General features: G+C 73.6%; 10 protein-coding genes and 3 pseudogenes. 4 read left to right on the top strand and 9 right to left on the bottom strand.

What is annotated here, in order from left to right; genetic code table 11:
* Window positions 1-25: 25 nt before the first annotated feature.
* The 7 genes and pseudogenes from M4D82_RS09355 to M4D82_RS09325 all read right to left on the bottom strand — a co-directional run bounded on the left by M4D82_RS09355 (window position 26) and on the right by M4D82_RS09325 (window position 7,932).
* Complete coding sequence (locus tag M4D82_RS09355; RefSeq protein WP_249765591.1) at window positions 26-841, bottom strand: HpcH/HpaI aldolase/citrate lyase family protein; 816 nt, start codon at window positions 839-841, stop codon at window positions 26-28.
* Window positions 838-2,043 carry a CaiB/BaiF CoA transferase family protein gene (locus M4D82_RS09350; protein ID WP_249765590.1) on the bottom strand — a complete coding sequence of 402 codons (1,206 nt, stop codon included), beginning with the start codon at window positions 2,041-2,043 and terminating at the stop codon, window positions 838-840. The genes M4D82_RS09355 and M4D82_RS09350 overlap by 4 nt, the downstream gene beginning before the upstream one ends.
* Window positions 2,040-2,951 (bottom strand): ribokinase, encoded by a 912-nt coding sequence (gene rbsK, locus M4D82_RS09345; RefSeq protein ID WP_249765589.1) that lies wholly within the window; start codon window positions 2,949-2,951, stop codon window positions 2,040-2,042. The genes M4D82_RS09350 and rbsK overlap by 4 nt, the downstream gene beginning before the upstream one ends.
* Window positions 2,948-4,346 (bottom strand): annotated as a pseudogene (locus M4D82_RS09340) (ADP-ribosylglycohydrolase family protein). The gene rbsK and the pseudogene M4D82_RS09340 overlap by 4 nt, the downstream one beginning before the upstream one ends.
* Complete coding sequence (locus M4D82_RS09335; RefSeq protein ID WP_249771631.1) at window positions 4,343-5,494, bottom strand: ADP-ribosylglycohydrolase family protein; 1,152 nt, start codon at window positions 5,492-5,494, stop codon at window positions 4,343-4,345. Before M4D82_RS09335 ends, M4D82_RS09340 begins: the two are co-directional and overlap by 4 nt.
* Before the next feature lie 246 nt (window positions 5,495-5,740).
* Window positions 5,741-6,664, bottom strand: a pseudogene (locus M4D82_RS09330) (ADP-ribosylglycohydrolase family protein); the annotation flags it as partial.
* A 281-nt stretch (window positions 6,665-6,945) separates the two neighbouring features.
* Window positions 6,946-7,932 carry an ADP-ribosylglycohydrolase family protein gene (locus M4D82_RS09325; protein ID WP_249765588.1) on the bottom strand — a complete coding sequence of 329 codons (987 nt, stop codon included), beginning with the start codon at window positions 7,930-7,932 and terminating at the stop codon, window positions 6,946-6,948.
* Between the two features lie 284 nt (window positions 7,933-8,216).
* On the opposite strand from M4D82_RS09325, the gene M4D82_RS09320 reads away from it, so the two are divergent.
* From M4D82_RS09320 to M4D82_RS09310, 3 genes are all read left to right on the top strand, one after another.
* The gene (locus M4D82_RS09320) at window positions 8,217-8,948 is read left to right on the top strand and encodes a VIT1/CCC1 transporter family protein (RefSeq protein WP_249765587.1); all 732 of its coding nucleotides are present in this window, start codon (window positions 8,217-8,219) and stop codon (window positions 8,946-8,948) included.
* A 397-nt stretch (window positions 8,949-9,345) separates the two neighbouring features.
* Complete coding sequence (gltB, locus tag M4D82_RS09315) at window positions 9,346-13,899, top strand: glutamate synthase large subunit (RefSeq protein WP_502989058.1); 4,554 nt, start codon at window positions 9,346-9,348, stop codon at window positions 13,897-13,899.
* Window positions 13,892-15,352: a glutamate synthase subunit beta gene (locus M4D82_RS09310; protein ID WP_249765585.1), complete on the top strand. Its 1,461-nt coding sequence runs from the start codon at window positions 13,892-13,894 to the stop codon at window positions 15,350-15,352. The genes gltB and M4D82_RS09310 overlap by 8 nt, the downstream gene beginning before the upstream one ends.
* Window positions 15,353-15,541: 189 nt before the next feature.
* Here the strand turns inward: M4D82_RS09310 and M4D82_RS09305 are convergent, their stop codons facing one another.
* Both M4D82_RS09305 and M4D82_RS09300 read right to left on the bottom strand, forming a co-directional pair.
* Window positions 15,542-16,321, bottom strand: a complete 780-nt coding sequence (locus tag M4D82_RS09305; RefSeq protein WP_249765584.1) for a GntR family transcriptional regulator — start codon at window positions 16,319-16,321, stop codon at window positions 15,542-15,544.
* A complete protein-coding gene (locus M4D82_RS09300; protein ID WP_249765583.1) occupies window positions 16,318-16,860 on the bottom strand; it encodes a UTRA domain-containing protein in 543 nt (180 codons plus the stop codon). Before M4D82_RS09300 ends, M4D82_RS09305 begins: the two co-directional genes overlap by 4 nt.
* Window positions 16,861-17,045: 185 nt before the next feature.
* Here M4D82_RS09300 and M4D82_RS09295 point away from each other — a divergent pair.
* Window positions 17,046-17,396 (top strand): annotated as a pseudogene (locus M4D82_RS09295) (ATP-binding protein); the annotation flags it as partial.
* Window positions 17,397-17,443: the final 47 nt, after the last annotated feature.

Here is a 17,443-nt window from a genome sequence, read left to right as displayed (position 1 = left end):
AAGCCCGGTGCGGCCCACGCGCCGGTCAGAGCACGGCCCCGCGCCGCCAGAGGGTCAGGGTGCGGTGGGCCGCCGCCACCACGGCCGGGTCGACGAAACGGCCGTCGGGCAGGGCCAGCGCGCCCGGGGTGGCCTTGGCGGCCGAGACGACCTCCTCGGCGGCGGTGACCTCCTCCGGGCCGGGCAGGTAGGCCCGCTCGATGACCGGCAGCTGGCGCGGATGGATCGCCGCCCGCCCCAGGAACCCCAGCGCGCGGCCCCGGGCGCAGGAGACGGCCAAGGCCTCCAGGTCCCGGATGTCCGGGAACACCGACTGCGCGGGCGGCGGGAGCCCCGAGGCGCGGGCCGCGACCACGACCCGGGAGCGCGGCCAGTCGAGCCCGCTCTCCGCGCTGACGCCGAGGTCGGCCCGCAGGTCCGCCTCCCCGAGGCCCAGCCCGTGCAGGGCGGGATGGGCGCGGGCGATCTCGTAGGCCCGCTCGACGCCCAGCGCGGATTCCAGCAGCGCGTACAGGGCCACCCCGCCGGTGCGGTCGGCGACGCGGGTGATCTGCTCCGGGGCGTCCACCTTGGGCAGGCGCAGCCCGCCGAGCCCGCGCAGCCCGGCCAGGGCCGTGAGGTCGGCGCCGGCCCAGGGGGTGCCGAGGGCGTTGACGCGGACGTGGACGGGGACCGGTGGGCGTTCGGTGAGCAGTTCGGCGGTGGCCGCGCGGGCGTACTCCTTGCGCGAGGCCGACACCGAGTCCTCCAGGTCCACGATGACGGCGTCGGCCCCCAGGCGCAGGGCCTTCGCCACCACCTCCGGTCGGTCCCCGGGCGCGTACAGCCAGGTCAGGATCAAAGGGCTCCTTCCGTGCGGAGCGCGGCGATCTCGGCTCCGCCCATGCCGAGTTCGGTCAGGACGGCGTCGGTGTCGGCGCCGTGCGGGCGGCCCGCCCAGCGGATGCCGCCGGGGGTCTCGGACAGCCGGAACAGGACGTTCTGCATGCGCAGCGGGCCCAGCTGCGGGTCCTCGACCTCGGTGACGGTGTCCAAGGCCGCGAACTGCGGGTCCACCATCACGTCCCGGACGTCGTAGACGAGCGCTACGGCGGCCTCGGCCTCCTCGAACGCGGCCGTGACCTCCTCCGCCTTGTGGCGGGCGATCCAGCCGCCGACCGCCTCGTCGAGGACGTGCGCGTGGGCGGCGCGCCCGGAGCCGGTCGCGAACCAGGGCTCCGCGATCAGATCGGGACGGCCGACGAGCCGCAGCACGCGCTCGGCGATGGACTGGGCCGAGGTGGACACCGCCAGCCAGCGGCCGTCGGCGCTGCGGTAGGTGTTGCGGGGGGCGTTGTTGGTGGACCGGTTGCCGGTGCGCGGCTGGACGTAGCCGAGCTGGTCGTACCAGAGCGGGTGCGGGCCGAGCACCGTGAGGATCGGCTCGATGATCGCCAGGTCCACGACCTGCCCGCGCCCGGTGCGCTCCCGGCCGGCGAGCGCGGTCATCACCGCGTACGCGGTCGTCAGCGCGGCGATCGAGTCGGCGAGCCCGAACGGCGGCAGGGTCGGCGGGCCCTCCGGCTCCCCGGTGATCGCGGCGAAGCCGCTCATCGCCTCGGCGAGGGTGCCGAAGCCGGGGCGGTGCGCGTACGGGCCGTGCTGGCCGAAGGCGGTGACGCGGGCCAGGACCAGCCGGGGGTTGGCGGCGGACAGCTCGGGCCAGCCCAGGCCCCACTTCTCCAGGGTGCCCGGGCGGAAGTTCTCCACGATCACGTCGGCGCCGGCGGCCAGCCGCAGCAGGGTGTCCCGGCCGCCGGGCGTGGACAGGTCCAGGGTCATCGTCCGCTTGTTGCGGCCCAGCAGCTTCCACCACAGCCCGACGCCGTCCTTGGCCGGGCCGTGGCCGCGCGAGGGGTCGGGCCGCAGGGGGTGCTCGACCTTGACCACCTCGGCGCCGAAGTCCCCGAGGAGGGTGGCGGCGAGCGGGCCCGCGAAGAGCGTGGCCAGGTCCAGGACCCGCAGCCCGGCGAGCGGGCCCGGCGCCCGGTGCGCGGGCGTCACGACGGCTCTCCGGACTCGGCGGCCCGCGCGCGCTCCACCTCGGCGCGGGTCGGCATCGAGTCCTGGGCGCCGGGACGCTGGACGGACAGCGCGGCGGCGTACGAGGCCCACGCGAGGGCGTCGGGCACGGCCCGGCCCTCGCCCAGGGCCACGGCGAGCGCCCCGACGAAGGTGTCCCCGGCGGCGGTGGTGTCCACGGCCCGCACCCGCCGCGCCGGCACGGTCAGCGGCTCGCGCCCCCGGGCGGCGTACAGCACCCCTGCCGCGCCCAGGGTGACCACCACCTCCGGGACCTCGCGCAGCAGCGCCTCGGCGGCCTGACGCGGGTCGGTGAGCCCGGTGAGGGCGGCGGCCTCGTGCTCGTTGGGGACCAGGAGGTCGACGTCGGCCAGGAGTTCGGCGGGCAGCGGCCGGGCGGGCGCGGGGGTGAGGATCGTACGGACGCCGTGCGCGCGGGCGGCGCGGGCGCCGGCGAGGACGGCCTCCAGGGGCAGTTCGAGCTGGAGGAGGAGGCTGTCGCATGCGCCGATCCGGGATTCGTCGCCCGGCTCCAGGCCGGTGACGTGGGCGTTCGCGCCGGGGATCACGATGATGCTGTTCGCGCCCTCGTCGTCGACGGTGATGTGGGCGGTGCCGCTGGCGCCCTCGACGGTGCGCAGGGCGGCCGTCTCGACCCCGGCGGCGCCGAGCGCGGCGCGCAGCCGCGAGCCGAACCCGTCGGCGCCGACCGCGCCGATCATCACCACCTCCGCGCCGAGCCGGGCGGCGGCCACGGCCTGGTTGGCGCCCTTGCCGCCGGGGACGGTACGGAACTCCCGTCCGGTGACGGTCTCCCCGAGCCGGGGCGCCTTGGGCACGTAGGCGACGAGGTCCATGTTGGTACTGCCGAGCACGGCGATGGCCGTCATGATCGGGAAGCCTCCTGGGCGGTGAGGTGGGCGAGGGTGTCGAAGCCGATGCCGTCGAAGCCGGCGACGGTGGTGGCGAGGCGGTTCTTCAGCGGGGCGCTCCAGCGCTGCGGGATCCGGTCGGGGGAGCCGGCGAGGAGCCCGGTGAGGGAGCCGACGGTGGCCCCGTTGGAGTCGGTGTCCCAGCCGCCGGAGACCGCCCGGCACACGGAGCGGGTGAAGTCGCCGTCGGCGTGGGTGAGGGCGGCCGCGATCAGGGCGGTGTTGGGGAGGGCGTGCACCCAGTGGTAGTGCCCGTAGCAGGCGTGCAGCCGGTCCACGACGCGGTCGAAGTCGGCCTCCTCGTGGGCGCTGCGGATTCCGAAGCGGACGGCGTCGGCGAGGCGTGAGCGGGGCGGTACGACGGCCAGTCCGGCCCGCAGGGCGGTGTGGACGTCGGCCCGGCCGCCGGCGGCCTCGGCGAGGGCGGCGGCGGTGAACAGGGCCGCGTGGACGCCGCTCGCGGTGTGGGTGAGGGTGGCGTCGCGGTGGGCTTGGGCGGCCGCGGCGACCGGGTCGCCGGGGTGGGTCCAGCCGTGGACGTCGGCGCGGATGAGGGCGCCGATCCATTCGCGGAAGGGGTTGTGGTGGGTGGCGGTCTCGGGGGGTTCGAGGCCGAGCAGCAGGTTGCGGTAGGCGACGCGTTCGGCGGTGAAGGTCCGGCCGGCGGGGAGTTCGTCCAGCCACAGGCGGGCGACGTCGGCGGTGGTGAAGCCCTTGCCGTGGCGTTGGAGCAGGAGCAGCCCGAGGAGGGGGTGGTTGAGGTCGTCGTCCTCGGGGGCGCCGTCGATGTTCTCGGCGAGGCAGGTGGGGGCGGAGCGGCGGTTCCACGGGTGGGCGGCCAGCAGCGCGGCCGGGACGCCGCGCGCGGTGAACCAGTCGTCCAGCGGCCAGTTGCCGGCGGCGCGGGCCAGGGCGCGGATCCCGTCGAGGGGGAGCTTCTCGACGGGCTTGCCGAGGACGCAGCCGATGGCCCGCCCCAGCCAGGCCGCCTCCAGCCGCGCCTCCAGCCGGTCCCGCGACCCGTCGGCGGGCGGGTGGGCCGGTGCGGGGGGCGCCGTCCAGGTGGCGCGGATCGCGGGCCAGGCGGTGGGTTCCGTGGCGTGGGTGGGGGTGGGGAGGGCGGCGAGTTCGCCCAGCAGCCGCTCGGCGAGGGCGCGCAGCCGCGGCGGGGCGGGCTCGGCCGAGGCCCCGGCGCGGTCGGGGCGGGCGGCCGCCCGCCGCGTGCCAGGCCCGCGCCACGGGCCCGGCGTCGCGGCCGTCCTCCGCCGCCTGGCGCAGCTCGTGGCCGATCAGGTCCTCCGGCTGGGCCCAGGTCAGCCGTACGAGGTCCCCGGCGGCGGCGGTCGCGTTCACCGGGCGGACGCGAGGGCGGTGAAGGCCCGCTCGTGGGCGCGGCGGCGCTCGGCGTCGAGGGCGAAGACCTCGCGGGCCACCTCGGCCAGGGTCGCGGCGGGCGCGTGCAGGTCGAGCCGGCTGGCCTCGGCGACCCGCTTGGCCCAGGCCTGCGGGACGGCGCCCTCGCCGCCGAGGGCGCCGGCGAGCGCGCCCGCCATGGTGGCGGTGGAGTCGCAGTCACGGCCGTAGTTGACGGCGCCGAGCACGGAGGCCTCGTAGGCCCCGTCCGCGATCAGCAGCATGCCGAGCGCGATGGGCAGTTCCTCGATGGAGTGCAGGCGCGAGGGGCGCCGGGCGCCGAGCGAGGGGGCGCGGTAGTCCGGGCCGACCGTGTCGTACGGGGCGACGGCCGCGCGCAGCGGGGCGAGCGCCGACTCGAAGTCCCGGTGGCGCGCGGCCTCTTCCGCGACGGCGGCGATGGCCGCGCGGGTGCCGTCCTTGGCGAGGGAGAGCGCCGTCTCCACGACCGTGCCGGCCGTCGCGCCCGGCACGCACGCCGCCGCCACCGCCGCCGCGAAGACGCCCGCCGCCTCGCGCCCGTACGAGGACTGGTGCGCGCCGGTGACGTCCAGTGCCTCGGCGTACGCGGACCGGGGGTGGCCCGCGTTGACCAGTCCGACCGGCGCCATGTACATCGCCGCGCCGCAGTTGACGATGTTGCCGGCGCCGGCCTCGCGGGGGTCGACGTGCGCGTAGTGCAGGCGGGTCACGATCCACTTCTCGGCGAGGAACACCCGCTGGAGGGGCAGGGCCTCCGCCTCCAGCTCGGGGATCCAGCGGGGGGTGGACATCAGGTCGGGGACGAGGTGGTCGGCGACGGCGTGGGCGTCGAGGTGGTCGCGTACGGCCGCGTACACGCGGATCAGGGCGTGTGTCATGAGGGTGTCGTCCGTGACGTGGCCGTCGCCCTTGTGGTAGGGCGCGATGGGGCGGGCGGTGCGCCAGTCGGGGTACCAGGGGCCGACGATGCCGTGGACGCGGCCGCCGTGCCGTTCGACGATCTGGTCCGGGGACCAGCCCTCGACGGGGCCGCCGAGGGCGTCGCCCACGGCGGCTCCGACGAGGGACCCGGTGACGCGGTCCTCCAGTGTGAGCGTCGTCGTCATGTCCGAATCATCCCTTGGGTGAGGTGAGTTCCGTACGGGTGAGGAGTGCGGCGAGTTCGACGAGGTCGGTGCCGGCGAGGCGGGGCAGCGCGCAGCCGGACAGGGTGCGGCAGGCCTCGCGCCAGGCGGCGGGCAGGGACGCGCCGCCGCCGAGGGCGCCGGTGAGGGCGCCCGCGAGGGCGGGGCGGAGTCCGCGACACGGGAGAGGCAGGCGGCGGCGGGCACGGCCTCGGCGACGGCGCCGCGGGCGGCGGTGGCGAGGGCGAGCGCGACGGGGACGGTCTCGGCGGCGGCGATGCCGTAGCTGTAGACGTGGTCCACGATCTGGTGCTCCAGGAGCGGGACGAGGGCGAAGGCGCCGCCGTCGGGGGTGCCGGCGGCGGCGCGGGCGAGTTCGACGGCGTGGCGGGCGTTGCGGCCGATCTCGGTGCCGGCGGGCAGTTGGGCGAGGGCCGCGTCGACGGCGGTGTCGGTGTCGCTGCCGGCGAGGGCGGTGGCGAGGGCGGCGGCCATGGCGCGGGCGCCGTGGACCCCGTCGCCGTCCTGGGTGTAGCGGGCGTCGAACTCGGCGAGTTCGGCGGCGGCGTGGGGGTCGCCGGGATGGACGACGGCCAGGACGCAGGCGCGGACGCAGGCGGCGTCGTCGAAGTAGTGCGGGTTGTCGTGGCCGGTGGCGGGCGGGCGCAGGCCGGCGGCGAGGTTGCCGAGGCCGGCGCGGACGGAGATCCGGGCGCGCAGCGGCAGTACGGCGGACTCCACCTCGGGGGCCCGCTCGGCGGCGGCGGCGACCTCGCTGGCGAGGGCGTTCCAGGCGAGGTCGATGGCGGCGCGCATGCGGCGGGACCGGGAGAGGTCGCTGAGCAGCGCGCCGGCGGCGGTGAGGACCGACTCGGCGGCGAAGGCCGCCCATTCGGCGTCGTCGGAGGGGCCCAGGCGCAGGGGCTCGGGGGGCTGGTTGAGGGCGATGGGGACGGGGAGGGTGGTGGTGGCGTTCTGCTCGGCGAAGGTGTCGAGCTCGCGGGTCAGGCGGCGCGTCCACTCGGGCATCCGGCTGGCCCGATGCCGAGCCGCGGGCCACCCGGCCGCATCCCCCGCCGCCAACCCGAGCAACAACCCCTCGATCCGCCGCACGTCCCGCTCCGCGGGTCGGGTGGGGTGCCGGAGCTCCATTCCCTGCGGGGCGGCGGCGGTACGGGGCTCCGCGCGCAGCACGCGCACCGCCCCGGCCGGGGTTCCGGTGAGGGCTCGCACCGCCGAGCCCGCGGAGGACAGGGCCGCGACCCGCCGGTCGTCCTGCCGGACCGGGCCGGATGGCCCGCCGGGGCGGGGCGGGGCGCCGGGGTTCGCGGCTGCGGCTACGGGGGGCGGGGGCTCCGTCCCGGGCCGGGGCGGGGTGGCGGTGTGGAACGTGCTCGTGCCCGTCGTGGTCGGCGGGGGGGTCGGGGCGGGGGTCATCGGGGGGGCTCGGATTCGGGGGTGAGGAGGTCCGCGATGTCCAGGACGTGGTAGCCGCGCATCGAGGGGAGGCAGCTGCCCCGGACCGGGCCGATGGCCGCCGCCCAGGGCGGGGGGATCGCGGGGGCCCCCGACAGGGCCCCGGACAGGGCGCCCGCGACGGCGGCGGTGGTGTCGGCGTCCCGGCCCATGTTCACGGCGGTCAGGACCGAGTCGACGAACTCCCCCCGGCAGGCGGCGAACGCCCCGAACGCCAGGCCCACCGCCTCCGGCGCCAGGTCCGTCCACGGGTAGCCGCCGATGACCACCGCCGAGCGGACCGCCCGCTCCCCCCGCGGGGCGGCCGTGACCGCCCGGCGCAGGGAGCGGGCCGTCCACGAGTCGGACGGGATGACGGACAGCGCCGCCGAGACCACGGACGCGGGGGAGCCCCCCGCCATCGCGGCGGCGACCCCGGCGGCCACGGCCTGGCCCCCGTAGATGCCCTCGCCGTCGTGGCTGACGGTGCCGTCGATGGCGACGAGCCGCGCCGCCTCCGCCGGGCGGCCCGCCGCGAACACCCCGAACGGCGCCGCCCGCATGGCCAGCCCGTCCGACCAGGCGTGACGGTGCTGCGCGGAGATCGGCGCGGCCAGGCCCCGGCGGAGGTTCTCCAGCGTGCCCCGCTCGGAGAAGCCGGCGCCCCGGAACGGGCCCTCGTCGAGGTCGGCGATCCAGGTGTGCCAGGCCCGTTCGACGTGGGCGACGGTCAGCGCCGAGCCGTGCCGGGCGAGCAGCAGGCCCGAGAAGATGGCGTACTCCGTGTCGTCCGTACCGGCCGGGTCCTCGCTCACGAAGCCCTCGATGCGGCCCCACCGGGCCCGGATCTCCGACGGCTTCATGTTCTCGGCGGGGGCGCCCAACGCGTCACCCACCGCGAGGCCGAGAAGCGCGCCCCTGGCCCGTTGGAGGAGGACTTGCGGATCGCATGCAATCAGCTCCATCGGGCGCCTCTCCACGTCACGGGGACCCATCATGAGCCCATGGGGGATTTGTGCCACGGCATGTGGTTTGTCGCTCGTCGCGAAACGCCTCGCGCGGCCCCCCGTCACCCGGTCGCCGATCCACGAAACCCCAGGTAAGTACGGCCTTCCTTGCCGGCGGCGGGCAGAAATCGCGCGTAGTTTCGAGGTGTTCAGGGGGAGCGCCTCACGGCGGGCACGGTTGCGCGTCGCTTTCGCGCACCCACTCGCGCACCCACTCGCGCAAAAGGGGAGATTCGCCGCCCATGTCCATCATCGACATCGAAGCACCACTGCACACCGCCCACCGTGACAACCACACCCACCGTGACGTCAACGGCGGATGGCTGCGGCCGGCCGTCTTCGGTGCGATGGACGGACTCGTCTCGAACCTCGCCCTGATGACCGGTGTGGCGGGCGGCGCGGTGTCCCCGCAGACCGTCGCGATCACCGGCCTGGCCGGGCTGGCGGCCGGCGCCTTCTCGATGGCCGCCGGCGAGTACACCTCCGTCGCCTCCCAGCGCGAGCTGGTCCTCGCCGAGCTGGACGTGGAGCGCCGCCAGCTGCGCAAGCACCCGGTCGGCGAGATGGAGGAGCTCGCCGCGCTCTACGTCTCGCGCGGCGTCGAACCGGCGCTCGCCCGCGAGGTCGCGGCGCAGATGTCCCGGGACCCCGAGCGGGCGCTGGAGATCCACGCCCGCGAGGAGCTCGGCATAGACCCCGACGACCTGCCGTCGCCGCTGGTCGCGGCGGTGTCCTCGTTCGGCTCCTTCGCGCTGGGCGCGCTGCTGCCCGTCCTGCCGTACCTGCTCGGCGCGACCGCCCTGTGGCCGGCGGTGGTGCTCGCGCTCGTCGGGCTCTTCGCGTGCGGGGCGATCGTCTCGCGGGTCACGGCGCGGTCCTGGTGGTTCAGCGGCCTGCGCCAGCTCGTCCTGGGTGGCGCGGCCGCCGGTGTGACGTACATCCTGGGAACCTGGATCGGCGGCGCCATAGGCTAACCGGCGCGGGAGTGAGACACTATGCGGTACGCAACATAAGTAGTCCGTTACCCGGCGGTTTCGATTCCCTCACCGCCGGGCATCAGACCAGGGCGCCGGGCAATGATGCCCGCTCCGCGCCGGGACCTTCGCCCCGCGTCGTGTCCGCAGAAATCCTCGTAGATCCCTCTGTGGCCCGGTGAAGGTCCTCTCTTTTGCCTCGTGCCGTGTCCGCATGCTGGAAGGCCAATATCCGCTTCGCGGGATTGCCGTCATCATGTAACCTGCACGAAATTTCTCGCAGAGGGCCAACGTCGTCCCTCGGCTATGCACATATGCCACGACGACGACGGGAGAGCCGATGCGTTCCGCATCCACGCACTCCGCGACCGGCCCCAGCACCACAGCCTGGTCGCCCATGGACGGTCGCCCCGCCCAGCAGGGCATGTACGACCCGCGCAACGAGAAGGACGCCTGTGGCGTCGGATTCGTGGCGAACCTCACCGGCGAGGCCAGCCACACCCTCGTTGAGCAGGCCCTGACCGTATTGCGGAACCTTGAGCACCGCGGCGCGACCGGCTCGGAGCCGGACTCGGGCGACGGCGCCGGAATCCTCTCCCAGGTGCCGGACGCGTTCCTGCGCGAGGTCGCCGGATTCGAGCTTCCCGAGGCCGGCGCGTACGCCGTCGGCATCGCCTTCCTCCCCGCCGACGGCACCGCACAGGCCGTCGCCGTGGAGCGCATCGAGGCCATCGCCGCCGAGGAGAACCTCACGGTCCTCGGCTGGCGCGAGGTCCCGGTCACCCCGGACCTGCTCGGCAACGGCGCCCGCACCACGATGCCCGCCTTCTCGCAGCTGTTCGTCTCCAACGGCGCCACGGGCATCGAGCTGGACCGCAAGGCCTTCGTGCTGCGCAAGCGCGCCGAGCGCGAGGCCGGCGTCTACTTCCCGTCGCTCTCCGCGCGCACCATCGTCTACAAGGGCATGCTGACCACCGGCCAGCTGGAGCCCTTCTTCCCGGACCTCTCCGACCGCCGCTTCGCCTCGGCGCTCGCCCTGGTCCACTCCCGGTTCTCGACGAACACCTTCCCGTCCTGGCCGCTCGCCCACCCGTACCGCTTCGTCGCGCACAACGGCGAGATCAACACGGTCAAGGGCAACCGGAACTGGATGGTGGCCCGCGAATCCCAGCTGGCCTCCGACGTCTTCGGCGACGGCGCGCTCGACCGGATCTTCCCGATCTGCACCCCCGACGCCTCCGACTCCGCCTCCTTCGACGAGGTCCTGGAGCTGCTCCACCTCGGCGGCCGGTCGCTGCCGCACAGCGTGCTGATGATGATCCCGGAGGCGTGGGAGAACCACACCTCCATGGACCCGGCCCGCCGCGCGTTCTACCAGTACCACTCCACGCTGATGGAGCCCTGGGACGGCCCCGCCTGCGTCACCTTCACCGACGGCACCCAGGTCGGCGCGGTCCTCGACCGCAACGGCCTGCGCCCCGGCCGCTACTGGGTCACCGACGACGGGCTCGTCGTCCTCGGCTCCGAGGTCGGCGTCCTCGACATCGACCCCGCCAAGGTCGTCCGCAAGGGCCGCCTCCAGCCCGGGAAGATGTTCCTCGTCGACACCGCCCAGAAGCGGATCATCGAGGACGACGAGATCAAGAACGAGCTGGCCGCCGCCGCCCCGTACGCGGAATGGCTGGAGACCGGCGAGATCGAGCTGACGGACCTGCCCGAGCGCGAGCACATCGTCCACACCCACGCCTCGGTCACCCGCCGCCAGCAGACCTTCGGCTACACCGAGGAAGAGCTGCGCGTCATCCTCGCGCCCATGGCCCGCACCGGCGGCGAGCCGCTCGGCTCCATGGGTACGGACTCCCCGATCGCGGCCCTCTCCGAGCGCCCCCGGCTGCTCTTCGACTACTTCACCCAGCTGTTCGCGCAGGTCACCAACCCGCCGCTGGACGCCATCCGCGAGGAGCTCGTCACCTCGCTGCTGTCCTCGATCGGCCCCCAGTCCAACCTGCTGGAGCCGACCGCCGCGTCCTGTCGCAGCGTCACCCTGCCCTTCCCGGTGATCGACAACGACGAGCTGGCCAAGCTCATCCACATCAACGCCGACGGCGACATGCCCGGCATGAAGGCCGCCACCCTCTCGGGCCTCTACCGGGTCTCCGGCGGCGGCGAGGCGCTGGCCGCCCGGATCGCGGAGATCCGCGCCGAGGCCGACGCGGCCATCGAGGCCGGCGCCCGCCTGATCGTCCTGTCGGACCGCCACTCGGACGCCGAGCACGCGCCGATCCCGTCGCTGCTGCTCACCTCCGCCGTGCACCACCACCTCATCGCCACCAAGCAGCGCACCCAGGTCGGGCTGCTGGTCGAGGCCGGCGACGTCCGCGAGGTCCACCACGTCGCGCTGCTCATCGGTTACGGCGCCGCCGCCGTCAACCCGTACCTGGCCATGGAGTCCGTCGAGGACCTGCTGCGCGCCGGTACCTTCCTGTCCGGCCTGGAGCCGGAGCAGGCCATCAAGAACCTGATCTACGCGCTCGGCAAGGGCGTCCTGAAGGTCATGTCCAAGATGGGCATCTCCACCGTCGCCTCCTACCGCGGCGCCCAGGTGTTCGAGGCCGTCGGCCTGAACGAAGAGTTCGTCGGTACGTACTTCAACGGCACCGCCACCAAGATCGGCGGCGCCGGCCTCGACGTCATCGCCCAGGAGGTGGCCGCCCGCCACGCCAAGGCGTACCCGGCCACCGGCATCCCCGCCACGCACCGCGCGCTGGAGATCGGCGGCGAGTACCAGTGGCGCCGCGAGGGCGAACCGCACCTCTTCGACCCCGAGACGGTCTTCCGCCTCCAGCACGCCACCCGCAACCGCCGCTACGACATCTTCAAGAAGTACACGGACCGGGTCAACGAGCAGTCCGAGCGCCTCATGACGCTCCGCGGCCTGTTCGGCTTCAAGGCCGCCGAGGACGGTGGCCGCCCGTCGATCTCCGTGGACGAGGTCGAGCCGGTCTCCGAGATCGTCAAGCGCTTCTCCACCGGCGCCATGTCGTACGGCTCCATCTCCAAGGAGGCGCACGAGACCCTCGCCATCGCCATGAACCGGCTGGGCGCCAAGTCCAACACCGGTGAGGGCGGCGAGGACCCGGAGCGCCTGTACGACCCGGCGCGGCGTTCCTCGATCAAGCAGGTCGCCTCCGGCCGCTTCGGCGTCACCTCCGAGTACCTGGTCAACGCGGACGACATCCAGATCAAGATGGCGCAGGGCGCCAAGCCCGGCGAGGGCGGCCAGCTGCCCGGCCACAAGGTGTACCCGTGGGTCGCCAAGACCCGCCACTCCACCCCCGGCGTCGGCCTGATCTCCCCGCCGCCGCACCACGACATCTACTCCATCGAGGACCTGGCTCAGCTGATCCACGACCTCAAGAACGCCAACCCGGCCGCCCGCATCCACGTGAAGCTGGTCTCCGAGGTCGGCGTCGGCACGGTCGCCGCCGGTGTCTCCAAGGCACACGCGGACGTCGTCCTCATCTCCGGCCACGACGGCGGAACGGGCGCCTCCCCGCTGACCTCGCTCAAGCACGCGGGCGGCCCCTGGGAGCTCGGCCTCGCCGAAACCCAGCAGACCCTGCTGCTCAACGGGCTGCGCGACCGCATCGTCGTCCAGACCGACGGCCAGCTCAAGACCGGCCGCGACGTCGTCATCGCCGCGCTGCTCGGCGCCGAGGAGTTCGGTTTCGCGACCGCGCCGCTCGTCGTCTCCGGCTGCGTCATGATGCGCGTCTGCCACCTCGACACCTGCCCCGTCGGCATCGCCACGCAGAACCCGGTCCTGCGCGACCGCTTCTCCGGCAAGCCCGAGTTCGTCGTCAACTTCTTCGAGTTCATCGCGGAGGAGGTGCGCGAGCTCCTCGCCGAGCTGGGCTTCCGCTCGATCGAGGAGGCCGTCGGCCACGCCGAACTCCTCGACACCAGCAAGGCCGTCACCCACTGGAAGGCACAGGGCCTCGACCTGGAGCCCCTCTTCCACGTGCCCGACCTGCCCCAGGGTGCGGTCCGCCACGCCCTGATCGCCCAGGACCACGGCCTGGAGAAGGCGCTCGACAACGAGCTGATCGAGCTCGCCGCCGACGCCCTCGCCGCCGACTCCGCCGAGAGCGCCCAGCCGGTCCGCGCGAGCGTCGCGATCCGCAACATCAACCGCACCGTCGGCACCATGCTCGGCCACGAGGTCACGAAGAGGTTCGGCGGCGCGGGCCTGCCCGACGACACCATCGACCTGACCTTCACCGGCTCCGCCGGCCAGTCCTTCGGCGCCTTCCTGCCGCGCGGCATCACCCTGCGCCTGGAGGGCGACGCCAACGACTACGTCGGCAAGGGCCTCTCCGGTGGCCGCGTCGTCGTCCGCCCGGACCGCGCCGCCGACCACCTCGCCGAGTACTCCACCATCGCCGGCAACACCATCGGCTACGGAGCCACCGGCGGCGAGATGTTCCTGCGCGGCCGCACCGGCGAACGCTTCTGCGTCCGCAACTCCGGCGCCCTGGTCGTCTCGGAAGGCGTGGGCGACCACGGCTGCGAGTACATGACCGGCGGCACCGCCGTCGTCCTCGGCGAGACGGGCCGCAACTTCGCGGCCGGCATGTCGGGCGGTGTCGCGTACGTCATCGACCTCGACCCGTGCAACGTCAACACCGGCAACGCGGAGGCGGTCGAGACCGACCTCTCCGACGCCGACAAGCAGTGGCTGCACGATGTGGTGCGCCGCCACGAGGAGGAGACCGGCTCGACCGTGGCCGCGAAGCTCCTGGCTGACTGGGACGCCTCGGCGGCCCGCTTCAGCAAGATCATCCCGACCACGTACAAGGCAGTGCTCGCCGCCAAGGACGCCGCTGAGCTGGCCGGACTCTCGGAATCCGAGACCACGGAGAAGATGATGGAGGCGGCGACCCATGGCTGACCCGAAGGGCTTCCTCACCACCCCCCGCGAGACCGCCTGCTCCCGTCCGGTGGCCGACCGCCTCAAGGACTGGAACGAGGTCTACGTTCCGGGCTCGCTGCTCCCGATCATCAGCAAGCAGGCCGGCCGCTGCATGGACTGCGGCATCCCGTTCTGCCACAACGGCTGCCCGCTCGGGAACCTGATCCCGGAGTGGAACGACTTCGCGTACCGCGAGGACTGGACGGCGGCCAGCGAGCGCCTGCACGCCACCAACAACTTCCCGGAGTTCACGGGCCGCCTGTGCCCCGCTCCGTGCGAGTCGGCGTGCGTCCTCGGCATCAACCAGCCGGCCGTCACCATCAAGAACGTCGAAGTCTCGATCATCGACAAGGCCTGGGACAACGGCGACGTCACCCCGCAGGCCCCCGAGCGGCTCTCCGGCAAGACCGTGGCCGTCATCGGCTCCGGCCCGGCCGGTCTCGCCGCCGCCCAGCAGCTGACCCGGGCCGGCCACACCGTGGTCGTGTACGAGCGCGCCGACCGCATCGGCGGCCTGCTGCGCTACGGCATCCCCGAGTTCAAGATGGAGAAGGTGCACATCAACCGCCGCATCGAGCAGATGCGCGCGGAGGGCACCAAGTTCCGTACGGGCATCGAGGTCGGCCGCGACATCACCGCCACCGACCTGCGCAAGCGGTTCGACGCGGTCGTCGTCGCGGCGGGCGCCACCGTCTCCCGCGACCTGCCCGTTCCGGGGCGCGACCTGCGCGGTATCCACTTCGCGATGGAGTACCTGCCCCTCGCGAACAAGGTCCAGGAGGGCGACTTCATGGCGCCCCCCATCACGGCCGAGGGCAAGCACGTCGTCGTCATCGGCGGCGGCGACACCGGCGCGGACTGCGTGGGCACCGCCCACCGCCAGGGCGCGCTGTCCGTCACCCAGCTGGAGATCATGCCGAAGCCCTCGGAGGACCGGCCCGCCGGCCAGCCGTGGCCGACGTTCCCCATGCTGTACAAGGTCACCTCGGCCCACGAGGAGGGCGGCGAGCGGATCTACTCCGTCTCCACCACCCACTTCGAGGGCGACGAGGACGGCAACGTCCAGGCCCTGCACCTCGTCGAGGTGGAGTTCGTCGACGGCAAGCTGACCCAGAAGCCCGGCACCGAGCGCGTCCTCCCCGCGCAGCTGGTCACCCTGGCGATGGGCTTCACCGGCACCGACCAGTCCAACGGCCTGGTCGAGCAGTTCGGCGTCAGCCTGGACGAGCGGGGCAACATCGCCCGCGACGCCTCGTACGCCACCGACGCGGACGGCGTCTTCGTCGCCGGTGACGCGGGGCGCGGCCAGTCGCTCATCGTGTGGGCCATCGCGGAAGGCCGCTCGGCCGCCCGCGGCGTGGACCGCTACCTGACCGGCACCAGCACCCTCCCGTACCCGGTCAAGCCGACGGACCGCTCCCTGATGGTGTAACCCACCCCTCGACGCCGAGCCCGCACCGCTCGGCGCGAGCCCCGCATCACCCGCAGTACCCCCGCCCCGCGAAGGGCGGGACCCCTCATACGGACCGCACAACGACGTGCGGAACCCCGACACCGCGCCCGCCATGTCCCCGACCAGGGATGGCGGGCGCGGTGGCGTTCAGGGGCCCGGGGGGGGGGGCTACTCGGTGGCGAACTCGTACCGGAGCTCGTAGAGGTGTCCCGCCTTCACCATGACCGTGACCTCGATGGGGCGGTCGTCCGGCCCGTACACGGTCCGGAGGGTCCGAAGGACCGGCAACTCCCCGGGCAGCCGGAGGGCGGTGTACTGCTCCTGCGTCGCGACCCGGGCGGAAACCCGGTCCACGCTGCGGCGCGGCGGAATGCCGAGCTCGGTCAGCACGGTCGGCGTGCCACCCCGGATGCGTTGCGCTCCGGCCAGGGCGGTTCCCCTGGCGATGTCCGGAGGGTAGTACGAAGTCACCAGTTCGGCGGGCTCGCCGTCGATGCTGATCAGCTGGCGACGGCGGACCGCCGGGGCGCCTTCCGGCAGGCCGAGGGCTTCGGCGACGTCGCCGCTGACCTCGACCTCCTCGACCGCCAGAAGCGAACTCCGCGCCGCGGCCTGCCCTTCGGCCGCTCCGGCGAGCCAGGGGAACGCCGCCCCGGCCACCGCCGGTGCGAGGGAGAGCGCCGGGCGTACGGTCCGCTGCCGGCTCTCCCGGACGGTCACCGCCGCGCCCGCGCGGCCGACGGCCAGGCCCTCGTCCTTGAGGCGCTGAACGGCCTTTTGAATGGTCGCGTTGGACGCGTCGAAGCGGGCCTTCAGCTGCGCCGTGGAGGGCAGTTTGGCTCCCGCTACCAGAACGCCGCTCATGATCTCGTCACGGAGATCGGCCGCGATGCGGGCGTGCAGGGGCCGGGGGTCGGTTCCTTCGGCTTCTGGCGTGGGCAAGGTCATCCGATCCTGATCTCGTACCGCAACTGCCCCCGCCCGGAGGGCATGACCATCACGTCCGCCTGGATCGCCCGGTTCGCCGCGTCGTACGTGGTGCGGGCGAGTTGCAGTACGGGCTCGCCCGCGCACAGACGGAGCTGCTCGCGTTCCTCGTCGCTGGGCACACGCGCCGTCACGTCCTCGACGACCCGTACGCCGACATGCCCGAGGGAGGCGAGCAGGGTCACGGCGCCACCGCGGATCTTCCCGGTATCGGCCAGCGGAGTACCGGCCGCGATGTCGGCCGGATAGTAGGTGTCCGTCAGCTCGATTGGCTCGCCGTCGAGTTCGATGACCCTGCGGCGCACGACGACCCGGCCCCCATCGGTCAGACCCAGCATCAGGCTGACGAAGGCCGGGGCGACGGTTTGCCCCGCGTGCACAATGCGCTGACCGGCCTGGCGGCCCGTGCCCTGGGCTTCTTCGGTCCACGCGTCCGCCGCCCCGGCGGCGCGTGGGGTGAGGTACGGCATCGACGTACTGATCCACTCACTGTCGCTCACGATGCCTCCGACGTCTGACGTGTTGCGTTGCCTCACGTTAGGCGACGGCGCGGGGTGAACCTACCCTCGCAACCTTGCTGCTTTTCGCGAATAGCGATACGTTCTGCGTCTCCTTGGAAGCTCAGAGTCAAGGCGGTGGGAAAGTCATGACCTTCTCGCGACAGCAGTGATTCCCCCGGGCGCGCACCTCGGTACGGGCGGCCCGGCAGTTCGTGGGGGACACCCTCGCGGTATGGAGCCTGCTCGAACGGCGCGACGACATACGGCTCTGCGCCTCCGAACTCGCTGCGAACGCGGTTCAGCACGGCGTCCCGGTGGGGCGTGAGTTCCTCGTTCGGCTGGTGCGGGAGGAAGCGGTGTTGTGGATCGAGGTCCGTGACAGCGGTCCGGGACGCCCCGTCGTGTGCCACCCGGTGCCGGAGGAGGGCCGAGGGCGAGGCCTGTTGCTCGTGACGGAGCTTGCCGACGAGCTTGAGATTCGCGACGACCGCGTCGGGAAGTCGGTCCGTGCCGGCTTCAAGGTGGCGAACCGTTGAGCTGAGGAACCGGCGTGGTGCGGGACGTGATCCGTCGGGCTGATCAC

Origin of the sequence: Streptomyces sp. RerS4, assembly GCF_023515955.1 — a bacterium.
Classification (GTDB): domain Bacteria; phylum Actinomycetota; class Actinomycetes; order Streptomycetales; family Streptomycetaceae; genus Streptomyces.
Note: the sequence above shows the minus strand (reverse complement) of the source record. Positions and strands in the feature narration are given on the sequence as shown.

Coding starts and splice junctions, on each gene's coding strand:
- M4D82_RS09335 (WP_249771631.1), bottom strand. CDS start 5,494: ATGACGACGACGCTCACACTGGAGGACCGCGTCACCGGGTCCCTCGTC.
- M4D82_RS09305 (WP_249765584.1), bottom strand. CDS start 16,321: ATGACCTTGCCCACGCCAGAAGCCGAAGGAACCGACCCCCGGCCCCTG.
- M4D82_RS09310 (WP_249765585.1), top strand. CDS start 13,892: ATGGCTGACCCGAAGGGCTTCCTCACCACCCCCCGCGAGACCGCCTGC.
- M4D82_RS09325 (WP_249765588.1), bottom strand. CDS start 7,932: ATGGAGCTGATTGCATGCGATCCGCAAGTCCTCCTCCAACGGGCCAGG.
- rbsK (WP_249765589.1), bottom strand. CDS start 2,951: ATGACGGCCATCGCCGTGCTCGGCAGTACCAACATGGACCTCGTCGCC.
- M4D82_RS09320 (WP_249765587.1), top strand. CDS start 8,217: ATGTCCATCATCGACATCGAAGCACCACTGCACACCGCCCACCGTGAC.
- gltB (WP_502989058.1), top strand. CDS start 9,346: ATGGACGGTCGCCCCGCCCAGCAGGGCATGTACGACCCGCGCAACGAG.